The sequence below is a fragment of the Serratia nevei genome (genome assembly GCF_024160145.1).
GTDB classification, from domain to species: Bacteria; Pseudomonadota; Gammaproteobacteria; order Enterobacterales; family Enterobacteriaceae; genus Serratia; species Serratia nevei_A.
Window position 1 is genome coordinate 1 of the sequence record NZ_JAMYWQ010000066.1, and the last position, 10614, is coordinate 10614.

9 protein-coding genes and 1 tRNA gene are annotated in these 10614 nt (G+C 55.1%); 8 read left to right on the forward strand and 2 right to left on the reverse strand.

Features of this window, described 5'->3' with window-relative positions:
- Nucleotides 1-158: 158 nt before the first annotated feature.
- Complete coding sequence (pepD, locus tag M6G53_RS24305; protein WP_253335073.1) at nt 159-1619, reverse strand: beta-Ala-His dipeptidase; 1461 nt, start codon at nt 1617-1619, stop codon at nt 159-161.
- A 339-nt stretch (nt 1620-1958) separates the two neighbouring features.
- Between pepD and gpt the strand changes: the two genes are divergently transcribed.
- The 6 genes from gpt to M6G53_RS24335 all read left to right on the forward strand — a co-directional run bounded on the left by gpt (nt 1959) and on the right by M6G53_RS24335 (nt 7174).
- Nucleotides 1959-2417, forward strand: a complete 459-nt coding sequence (gene gpt, locus M6G53_RS24310; protein ID WP_033637215.1) for a xanthine phosphoribosyltransferase — start codon at nt 1959-1961, stop codon at nt 2415-2417.
- A 303-nt stretch (nt 2418-2720) separates the two neighbouring features.
- A complete protein-coding gene (frsA, locus tag M6G53_RS24315) occupies nt 2721-3968 on the forward strand; it encodes an esterase FrsA (RefSeq protein ID WP_033637216.1) in 1248 nt (415 codons plus the stop codon).
- Nucleotides 3969-4028: 60 nt separating this feature from the next.
- The gene (crl, locus tag M6G53_RS24320; protein ID WP_253335075.1) at nt 4029-4430 is read left to right on the forward strand and encodes a sigma factor-binding protein Crl; all 402 of its coding nucleotides are present in this window, start codon (nt 4029-4031) and stop codon (nt 4428-4430) included.
- A gap of 115 nt (nt 4431-4545) precedes the next feature.
- A complete protein-coding gene (gene proB, locus M6G53_RS24325; RefSeq protein WP_015376738.1) occupies nt 4546-5649 on the forward strand; it encodes a glutamate 5-kinase in 1104 nt (367 codons plus the stop codon).
- 9 nt (nt 5650-5658) lie between these two features.
- On the forward strand, nt 5659-6912 hold the full coding sequence (gene proA / locus M6G53_RS24330; protein ID WP_253335077.1) for a glutamate-5-semialdehyde dehydrogenase: 1254 nt from the start codon (nt 5659-5661) through the stop codon (nt 6910-6912).
- A gap of 186 nt (nt 6913-7098) precedes the next feature.
- Nucleotides 7099-7174, forward strand: a tRNA-Thr gene (locus tag M6G53_RS24335).
- Between the two features lie 373 nt (nt 7175-7547).
- Here the strand turns inward: M6G53_RS24335 and M6G53_RS24340 are convergent.
- A complete protein-coding gene (locus M6G53_RS24340; RefSeq protein ID WP_253335078.1) occupies nt 7548-8159 on the reverse strand; it encodes a LysE family translocator in 612 nt (203 codons plus the stop codon).
- An 872-nt stretch (nt 8160-9031) separates the two neighbouring features.
- On the opposite strand from M6G53_RS24340, the gene M6G53_RS24345 reads away from it, so the two are divergent.
- Nucleotides 9032-10186 (forward strand): iron-containing alcohol dehydrogenase, encoded by a 1155-nt coding sequence (locus M6G53_RS24345; RefSeq protein WP_253335079.1) that lies wholly within the window; start codon nt 9032-9034, stop codon nt 10184-10186.
- 2 nt (nt 10187-10188) lie between these two features.
- On the forward strand, nt 10189-10527 hold the full coding sequence (locus M6G53_RS24350) for an alcohol dehydrogenase catalytic domain-containing protein (protein WP_253335080.1): 339 nt from the start codon (nt 10189-10191) through the stop codon (nt 10525-10527).
- The last annotated feature ends 87 nt before the right edge of the window (nt 10528-10614 follow it).

The following is a 10614-nucleotide window of genomic DNA, read 5'->3' on the forward strand; positions in this document are numbered from 1 at the left end:
GAACAGGCGAAATGGCTGGTACTACCAGGGCGCAGAGAGCGAAGTTATCCTAGAGAACTCCGGGCCAGAAGCAGGAAATATCCAGATAAAAAAGTTGCTGGTCACCCTTAAGTGACCAGCATTAGGCGGTCGCCGGCTTTTTGCGTTAAGCGCGCCGCTTACGCGCGCTCAGGGATCGCTTTCAGCAGCGAGGTCAGCAGCTTCCAGTACAGACCGACGCTTTCGATATGCACCTGCTCATCCGGCGAGTGCGGGCCGGTGATGGTTGGCCCAATCGACACCATATCCATGTTTGGATACGGTTTTTTGAACAGACCACATTCCAGCCCGGCGTGGATCACCATGATGTTCGGCGTCTTGTTGAACAGATCCTGATACAGCTCGCGCACCAGGTGCATTACCGGCGAGTCGGCGTCCGGCTGCCAGCCCGGGTAGCCGCCCTTCGGCGCCACCTTGGCGCCGGCCAGCTGGCCCAGCGCGGTCAGCATCTCGACCACGTAGTCTTTGCCGCTGTCGATCAGAGAGCGGATCAGACAGATGATTTCCGCTTCGTTTTCGCTGGTGGTGACCACGCCGACGTTCAGCGAGGTTTCCACCACGCCTTTTACCGCGTCGCTCATGCGGATCACGCCGTTCGGCGTGCCGTTCAGCAGCGCCAGGAAACGTTGCTGGCTGTCGGCGCTCAGCGCCTGCGAAGCGCTGGTGGTTGGCTCCAGCAGCACGGTGATGTTCTTCTCTTTGGCGGCGAGTTCGTTCTGCAGCACCGCCAGGAACTCCTGGCTCAGCGCTTTCAGCGCGTCGGCCTTGTCCGCCGGCACCGCAACCACCGCGGAGGCTTCACGCGGGATGGCGTTGCGCAGGGTGCCGCCGTTCAAATCCAGCAGGCGCAGGTTAAGCGCCGCCGCATGGGCGAACAGGAAGCGCGCCAGCAGTTTATTGGCGTTGCCCAGCCCGACGTGGATCTCGGCGCCCGAGTGGCCGCCTTTCAGGCCCTTGAGGGTCAGCTTCAGGGTTTGGTAACCGGCCGGCACCGCTTCGCGCTGCAGCGGCAGGGTGGTGATGAAGTCGATACCGCCGGCGCAACCCATGTAGATTTCGCCTTCTTCTTCGGAGTCGGTATTGATCAGGATGTCCGCCTGCAGCCAGTTCGGCTGCAGGCCGAAGGCACCGTCCATGCCGGCTTCTTCGGTCATGGTCAGCAGCACTTCCAGCGGGCCGTGCTCAACGCTGTCGTCGGCCAGCACCGCCAGGGCGGAGGCCATGCCGATGCCGTTGTCGGCGCCCAGCGTGGTGCCGCGCGCTTTTACCCACTCGCCGGCGATATAAGGCTGGATCGGATCCTTGGCGAAGTCGTGCACGGTGTCGTTATTCTTTTGCGGCACCATGTCCAGGTGTGCCTGCAGCGCGACCGGCTTGCGGTTTTCCATGCCTTTGGTGGCCGGCTTGCGCAGCAGGATATTGCCAACCCGATCGCGCTCGGCGTGCAGGTTCTTTTCTTTGGCCCAGGTGAGGATGTGCTGCGCCAGCGCTTCTTCATGATAAGAAGGGTGCGGGATAGAACAGATCTTGGCGAAAATATCCCACAGCGGCTGTGGCGAAAGCTGAGACAATTCAGACACTATAAGTCTCCTGTGACGGCAGGCTCCGACAGGACGGGCGTGCCGCGCGGTTAAGGTGAGTGGGTATCTGTGCGTCGTGGCACGATCATCAGAGAATATCACTTTATTTCCGGCGGTGCGCGCCCTGCATTGTGCGGTTTAAGCGCCTGATCACACGGCTTCGCTGCGGTCACGCTCGTTTTTGCAGCATCAATCACCGGAAAGCCGTGCGGCGGAAATCGCGAGGTTTTCCTCGGTACAGCTGGAATTCAACGCGGCCAATCTCTATAATCTCGCGCAACCTTTTTTCCCCTGAACTATAAAGTAAGCCGCTTCACCAGCCGGCTGGGACACGATTCTATGAGCGAAAAATACGTTGTTACCTGGGATATGCTGCAAATGCACGCACGCAAGCTGGCACACCGCCTGCTGCCTGCCGACAAATGGACGGGCATCATTGCCGTAAGCCGTGGCGGCCTGGTGCCGGCGGCCCTGCTGGCGCGCGAACTGGGCATCCGCCACGTGGATACCGTCTGCATTTCCAGCTACGACCATGACAACCAGCGCGAAATGAAAGTGCTCAAGCGCGCCGAAGGCGACGGTGAAGGCTTCATCGTGGTGGACGATTTGGTGGATACCGGCGGCACCGCGAAAGCGATCCGCGATATGTACCCGAAAGCGCATTTCGTCACCATCTTTGCCAAGCCGGCGGGCCGCCCGCTGGTGGACGACTACGTGGTCGACATCCCGCAGGATACCTGGATCGAACAGCCGTGGGACATGGGCGTCAGCTTCGTTCCCCCGATCGGCGGCCGCTAAGCCCAACCCGTTCCAAGTCAACGCCCGGTTATGCCGGGCGTTTGTTTAATGATAAACGTGATGACGTTGTCAGGCTTACCGAAGACAACCTATAAAAAATAAGGAAAATCAATTTATTGATTTTCGGCTGTTTGCCACAAAGGAGGAAAAACCACGCTTTTTCCTCCTTTGTCAGCCGTCTGACGCCCGGTTATGCCGGGCGTTTGCGTTATCTTGGTTTATCCCGCCAGAGTTAGGTACACTACCTCCAGTTAAGTAGGCCTTTTGCGGCCTATCGCCAGATTTACGGAGGCTGTTGTTACCATGGCACAGGCCAACCTTTCTGAAATTCTTTTCAAGCCCAAATTCAAACACCCTGAAACTTCGACGCTGGTGCTGCGCGCGCGCAACAAAGTGAGCGCCGCCATGCATTCCGCGTTGGAAGGCGACACCACCGGCAGCTGGTATCGCATGCTGAATCCGCTGCTGTGGGCCTGGCGCGGCGTCAGCCCGATCGAAATCCACGAAGTGCTGGCGCGTATCGCCGCTTCGGACGCCGAGCGCAGCAATCCGCAGCGGCTGGATACCGTGGTGGGTTACCGCAATGGCAACTGGATCTACGAGTGGATCCATCAGGGCATGCAGTGGCAGCAGCGGGCGACGGAGCAGCAGGATCCGCTGCTCGGCGGCGAATACTGGCTGAAGGCCGCGAGCCTGTACAGCATCGCCGGTTACCCGCACCTGAAGGGCGACGAGCTGGCCGAACAGGCGGAGATGCTCGCCAACCGCGCTTACGAAGAGGCGGCTCTGCTGCTGCCGTATCAGCTGAAAGAGCTGGAGTTTCGCATCGAGGGCGGCGGCAGCGTCACCGGTTTCCTGCACATGCCGGAGAAGGGCGAGGCGCCGTTCCCGACGGTGCTGATGTGCGGCAGCCTCGACACGCTGCAGACCGACTACCACCGCCTGTTCCGCGATTACCTGGCGCCGCACGGCATCGCCATGCTGACGCTCGACATGCCGTCGATCGGCTCCTCCTGCAAATGGAAGCTGACGCAGGACTCCAGCTACCTGCACCAGCAGGTACTGATCCAACTGGCCTCGGTGCCGTGGGTGGACCATCAGCGGGTGAGCGCCTTTGGCTTCCGCTTCGGCGCCAACGTGGCGGTGCGGCTGGCCTACCTGGAGCCGCAGCGGCTGCGCGGCGTGGCCTGCCTGGGGCCGGTGGTGCATCGCCTGCTGTGCGACAGCAGCACCCAGCTGAACGTACCGGACATGTATATGGACGTGCTGGCCAGCCGCATGGGCATGGCTAACGCCTCGGACAACGTGCTGAAGGTGGAGCTGAACAGCTACTCGCTGAAAATGCAGGGGCTGCTGGGGCGCCGCTGCCCGACGCCGATGATCTCCGGCTACTGGGAGCGCGATACGCTCAGCCCGAAAGAGGAGTCGCAGCTGATCGTCACCTCTTCGGTGAGCGGCAAGCTGGTCGCCATCCCGCGCACCCCGGTTTACGACAGCTTCCATCGGGCGCTGCTGCAGATGTCCGGCTGGCTGAAGGACAAAATGCGTTAATTAGTTGCTAAATTTTAACAGTTTGTTAAAAAGAGTGGTCTACATTGAGGAGGTTAGAGAATGACGTTACCGAGTGGTCACCCTAAAAGCCGACTAATGAAACGTTTTGCCAGCTTGGGGCCGTACCTGCGTGAAGGGCAATGTGAAAACGACCGTTTTTTCTTTGATTGTTTGGCCGTCTGCGTCAATGTAAAGCCCGCTCCGGAGAAGCGCGAGTTCTGGGGCTGGTGGATGGAGCTGCAGGCGGAAGAGGCGCGCTTCACCTATTCTTACCAATTCGGCCTGTTCGACAAGGAAGGCGACTGGACGGTGCAAAACATTAAGGATGATGAAGTGAGCGCCAAGCTGGAAGACACCCTGCGCGACTTCCATCGCCGCCTGGGCGAACTGCTGGCGACCATGGAACTGGGGCTGGAACCCGCCGACGATTTCAAAGAAAAACTGATCAAACTCTCCGCCTGACCCCGTTTGACCACGTATTGTGCTGATTTCGCGTTGTGCCTGTTGGCATAACGCGTCTCTCCTGTTACAAAGACCTTTGCACTCTTCTCTCATCATTACACACGGCAGAAATACTATGAACGGCAGCCAGACATTGGTTGTGAAATTGGGCACCAGCGTGCTGACCGGCGGATCGCTGCGTCTGAACCGCGCCCACATCGTCGAATTGGTGCGCCAGTGCGCGCAGCAACACGCCGCGGGCCACCGCATCGTCATCGTTACCTCCGGCGCCATCGCCGCCGGGCGCGAACACCTGGGCTACCCCGAGCTGCCCGCCACTATCGCTTCCAAGCAGCTGCTGGCTGCGGTGGGGCAGAGCCGGCTGATCCAGCTGTGGGAACAGCTGTTCTCCATTTACGGCATCCACGTCGGGCAGATGCTGCTGACGCGCGCCGATCTGGAAGACCGCGAGCGCTTCCTCAACGCGCGCGACACCATGACGGCGCTGCTGGACAACCGCATCGTGCCGGTAATCAATGAGAACGACGCCGTCGCCACCGCCGAAATCAAGGTGGGCGACAACGATAACCTGTCGGCGCTGGCGGCCATTCTGGCCGGGGCCGACAAACTGCTGCTGCTGACCGATCAGCAGGGCCTCTACACCGCCGATCCACGCAACAACCCGCAGGCCGAACTGATCCGTGAAGTGCACGGCATCGACGACGCGCTGCGCGCCATCGCCGGCGACAGCGTCTCCGGCCTGGGCACCGGCGGCATGGGCACCAAGCTGCAGGCGGCCGACGTGGCTTGCCGCGCCGGCATCGATGTGGTGATCGCTGCGGGCAGCAAGCCGGGTGTGGTGGCGGACGTGATCGAGGGCAAACCGGTGGGCACCCGGTTCCACGCGCTGGAAACCCCGCTGGAAAACCGCAAGCGCTGGATCTTTGGCGCGCCGCCGGCCGGTGAGATCACCGTCGACGATGGTGCAGTGGAAGCAATGATGGCGCGCGGCAGCTCGCTGCTGCCGAAGGGCATTCGCGAAGTGAAGGGCGACTTCTCGCGCGGCGAAGTGATCCGCATCCGCAACCTGGCGGGGCGCGATCTGGCGCACGGCGTCAGCCGCTACAACAGCGACGCGATGCGCATGATCGCCGGGCACCACTCGCAGGAAATCAGCGAAATTCTCGGTTATGAATACGGTCCGGTGGCAGTGCACCGCGACGATATGATTGTCAGTTAAGGAGTGAGCATGCTGGAGCAGATGGGGAAGGCCGCCAAGCAGGCCTCCTGGCAGCTGGCGGTGCTGAGCACGGCGAAGAAGAATCAGGTGCTGTCGGTAATGGCCGACAGGCTGGAAGCCAACAGCGAAGCGATCCTGCTGGCGAATGAACAAGACATGGTGCAGGCGCGCGCCACCGGCATGAGCGAAGCGCTGCTCGATCGCCTGCTGCTGACCCCGGCACGGCTGGCGGCGATCGCCAACGACGTGCGCCAGGTGTGCCGCCTGAACGATCCGGTCGGCCACGTGCTGGACGGCAACCTGCTGGACAGCGGGCTGAAGCTGGAGCGCCGCCGGGTGCCGCTCGGCGTGATTGGCGTAATTTACGAGGCGCGGCCGAACGTCACCATCGACGTCGCCAGCCTGTGCCTGAAAACCGGCAATGCGGTGATCCTGCGCGGCGGTAAAGAGACGCACAACACCAACCAGGCGACGGTGAAAGTGATCCAGCAGGCGCTGGAACAGTGCGGCCTGCCGGCGGCGGCGGTGCAGGCGATCGACAGCCCGGATCGCGCGCTGGTGAACGAACTGCTGCGCCTGGATCGCTATGTCGACATGCTGATCCCGCGCGGCGGCGCCGGCCTGCACAAGCTGTGCCGCGAGCAATCGACCATCCCGGTGATCACCGGCGGCATCGGCGTGTGCCACACCTACGTGGATGCCGACGTCGATTTTGACAAGGCGCTGACGGTGATTGAAAACGCCAAGATCCAGCGCCCGAGCGCCTGTAACTCGCTGGAGACGCTGCTGGTGAACCGCCGCATCGCCGCCGAGTTCCTGCCGGCGCTGAGCGCCAAAATGGCGGCGGCGGGCGTGACGCTGCATGCGGCGGAAAACGCGCTGCCGCTGCTGCAGGGCGGCCCGGCGACGGTGGTGCCGGTGAACGCGGAAGATTACGACGACGAATGGCTGTCGCTGGATCTGAACGTGCTGCTGGTGGACGATATCGATCAGGCCATCGACCACATCCGCACCCACGGCACCAATCACTCCGACGCGATCCTTACCCGCTCGCTGAGCAGCGCCGAGCACTTCGTGCGTGCGGTGGACTCCTCGGCGGTGTACGTCAACGCCAGCACCCGATTTACCGACGGCGGCCAGTTCGGCCTGGGCGCGGAAGTGGCGGTGAGCACCCAAAAACTGCATGCCCGTGGCCCGATGGGTCTGGACGCGCTGACCACCTACAAGTGGATCGGCTACGGCGACGATCTGGTGCGCAGCTAAGGCCGGATTGCGGTAGTAAAGACGTCAGGGCGCAGCGTGCTGCGCCCTGATTTTTTGGAAGGGCCAACGCGCGGCAGTGTGGCTGCTTGCAAAATAACCAAACGCCCCGGCGGCTATTGACTCGTTTCTCACACAGGTCTACCTTGTTCAACGCACTTCCGGCTTGCCCCGCAGGCCCGGCTCGATGCCGATATAGCTCAGTTGGTAGAGCAGCGCATTCGTAATGCGAAGGTCGTAGGTTCGACTCCTATTATCGGCACCATCTCCTTTTCCTGTAATATCCGTAATCATCCAAAAATATATTAAATAACAATGCATTGATTGGTATTTATGTCCGTAATTGTTCGGTGTTGCCCTGTGGCATCCAAGATCAGGTGTGTGTAGAATTGCGTGTACTTCTGTTCAGTCTTGAATTTCTATACGCATGCGACTTAATAATGGACTGAATTTGTCTACGGGCATGGGGTCAGTCCACATTGGCTCCAATGTTAGCATAGGCCGCTCGCTAAAGACTGACCGTTTGTCCAGGCAGTTCTGAATTACATTGGCATGTGGAGCATTGTATATCCGCAATAACACCAAGATACAAGTTGACGTAAACCGTGTAATAACTACTTTGGTGCATGCCTGCTAATTTAAAATAAACTCTTGAAGAGTGTGGACAAAGATAGAAAAATTAACAGTATTCCGCCGGAAATATTGACATATTTTTTAAGCAACTGCGGATCTCTGCCTTTTGCTGAAAAGATCAAAACATGGCTGACCAAGTACAGCCACAGGCTCATCACTACCACGTGAAGAGATGCCAAAATCAGATAACTCCCAACGCCACCATGTTGGCCAGCAAACCTCGAAACCACAGTGAGATAAAAAATAATGGCTTTTGGGTTTAGCAGGTTAGCTATTGTGGCCTCACCCACTGAAATCGAAGTGGTCCTGTACAGAGTTCTGTCCCGCTGTGCGCGCTGGCCACTTCTGATGAGCATCACACCCAGCCAGAGCAAATAAACTGTACCGGCTGTCTCAAGAAGGCTATAAGCCCCGGGTAATGAAATAATGATAGCACTAATGCCAAGACCAATAAGAATTGCATGAATGTATATGCCCACGGCAGTGCCGGTAAGCGTTCGCAGAAGACCGCTACGTCCGTTGGCGAGTGCACTGCTCATGACCAGAGTGAAACTTGCCCCGGGAGAAAGCGCGACGGGCAAGAGTGCCGGGATGAAGCCTATAATATCGATATCCATAAGATCAGCTTTGTCATCAGAACGTAAGATTAAAAAAGAGGATCATCATCATCATAACAATATTATATTACTATTTCCACGCTCTATTTTAAAAATAAAATGCAATAATGAAAGAAAGCTAAATACTTTGTGGGCATTGGTAATGCATGTCACTAATTAACTTAAGAAGGTGAGGAATTAAAGTTATGATGAAAATATAAATACGATTGTTATCGACATAATCATCTTCAATGTATTTGTTTTTTTACGATTTACGACTGTAATTTTTTCATAAAAACGCTCAGTAATGTTTTATCCTTTACAGGAAGGTAAATACGGAAAATTGATATATTAATTGAATTAAATAGAATGCTATAAAGCGCAAGCGAATGTGCACATTCAAATAAACTGTAACAATATGTTGGATTGAATTGCGCGTGAAGTATACGTGATTGTGTTATTTCATTCTATAAATAGTTTAAAGAATATATGTTTTTTTGAAAAATTGATTTTTTGCGAATTACTTCATGTTTTTATTAAAATTTTTAACAAGTGCAATGAGTTCTCGCCGCTGAAATCATTAGAAAAAGCCTTGAGGATAATCTTAAAAAAATCCTATAGGTGATTTTAAAAGCCACTTTCAGATTATTTAATCAAATAAATCAATTAGCTACGTGTTTGTTTCTAAATTGACACATAAGTGTTGCTTTGTTGTTTCATTTAAATTAAGTTTTTGTGATGCATGGCAATCATAAGTCTTGTTAACAATATGAGTGATGGAAACTGGTTTCTATCACACGAGGAACATATTTATTTAGAGTGCTGTCCATAAAGAATGGGTATGGATTAATGTATTGATTTTAAAGACTTAATCTTGAACGGAGATGTGACCTATGGCTGGTGAATCGGCTTTCCCGGGCTTGGAAGGTTTCAGTTTCTCATTGCCTGTCAAAATACATTTTGAAAGAGGCGCGCTGAAGAAATTATCACAGTATCTTTTGTCAGCGGGTAAAAAAAATTCGTTATTGGTGATGAGCCAGTCAACAGTTGAACGTTCAACCGTACTCCAGAAACTCATTGCGGATAAATCTGGGGAGGGCAGATATGACTCCTGGATAGTTCAGCGGGATTTTAAGGCTACTATTGAGTCGCTACGCGAAATCCAAATTCATCTCCTGAAGAATCAATATGATTCGATCATTTCAGTTGGAGGGGGGAATATAATCGATTTTACTAAAGCCGCTGCCATTTGCATGGACAAATCAGTAGATTTAGATAATTTGTTCGCTAAGAGCTATGATGATATTCAGAGCAAGATTTTCCATATTGCAGTTCCCACCACCTTCGGAACAGGGTCCGAGGTGACTAAGGGAGCCATCATCCTTGATACGGATTCAAGAATTAAAGATGGCGTGCGTGGCGATTCTGTTTTCCCCGACGTTGCCCTGATCGATCCTGACCTGGGTGTTACCATACCGGATACCGTGCTGCGCGAGACACTTTTCGACAGTTTTACACATGTTTTCGAAGCTCTCCACTCAGTGAAGTCAAACCCCGTTACCGAGTCACTCGCTGTTGAATCATTGCGTCGTATCAACGCTAATATCGACCGCTATGCAGCAGGAAAGCTGGATCAGCACTTCTATGCTGAAGCTGCATACAACGCTTTACTGGGTGGGATTTGCGTCTGCCACAACAGTACCTGTCTGCCTCACCGCTTTGAACAGGCATTTGCCCCGTTTTATTCGTTCTCTCATGGACGGGGTTTAGCCGCGATCTATCCCTCATGGGTCAGTTCGCTGATGGCACATGGCAAAGTATCTTTTCTCCTAACTCAGGTAACTAATGGTCTAGATGCATCAGAATACGTGGCTTCGATATTAGGAAAAACAAAACTGGACAATGCCTCGCACCAACTTTCATCCCTGAAGCTTTCCGCCATGGATGTCAGGAGGAATGTGTCGGGAAATACCGCCAACGATCCTCTCGTTAATGAAGTAGGGGACGGCATTATCAATGTGCTTCTGAACGAAATAACCAAGGGATGATCATGTTTTACTCACTGATATGTCACGACAAAGGCCACCAGACATATGAACCTGAGACCCTCGCGCCTGCCCCTACGGACTTCATGCGTGTAGAAATCCACAAAGCGGCCATTTGTGGATCAGATTACATGGTACTGAACCAGACGCACCCCTACAAACAATACCCAGCAATTTTGGGTCATGAATTTATCGGAAAAATAGCTGATGACGATGGCTCGGGTGACCTGAAGAAAGGGCTGTGGGTGACGGGACTTTCCTACGGCTCGTGTGGTGCTTGCGTTTTCTGTAAACGCGGGATGGATGTTAGTACCGATGTAAAAATGACCCACATGCCAATGTAATTCGGACCCACCTGGGGTAAAACTGGCAGTTTTAAGCGAGCTGCCGATGCTAACATTGGAGTTAAGAGTGGAGATTGCTGTTCTTCT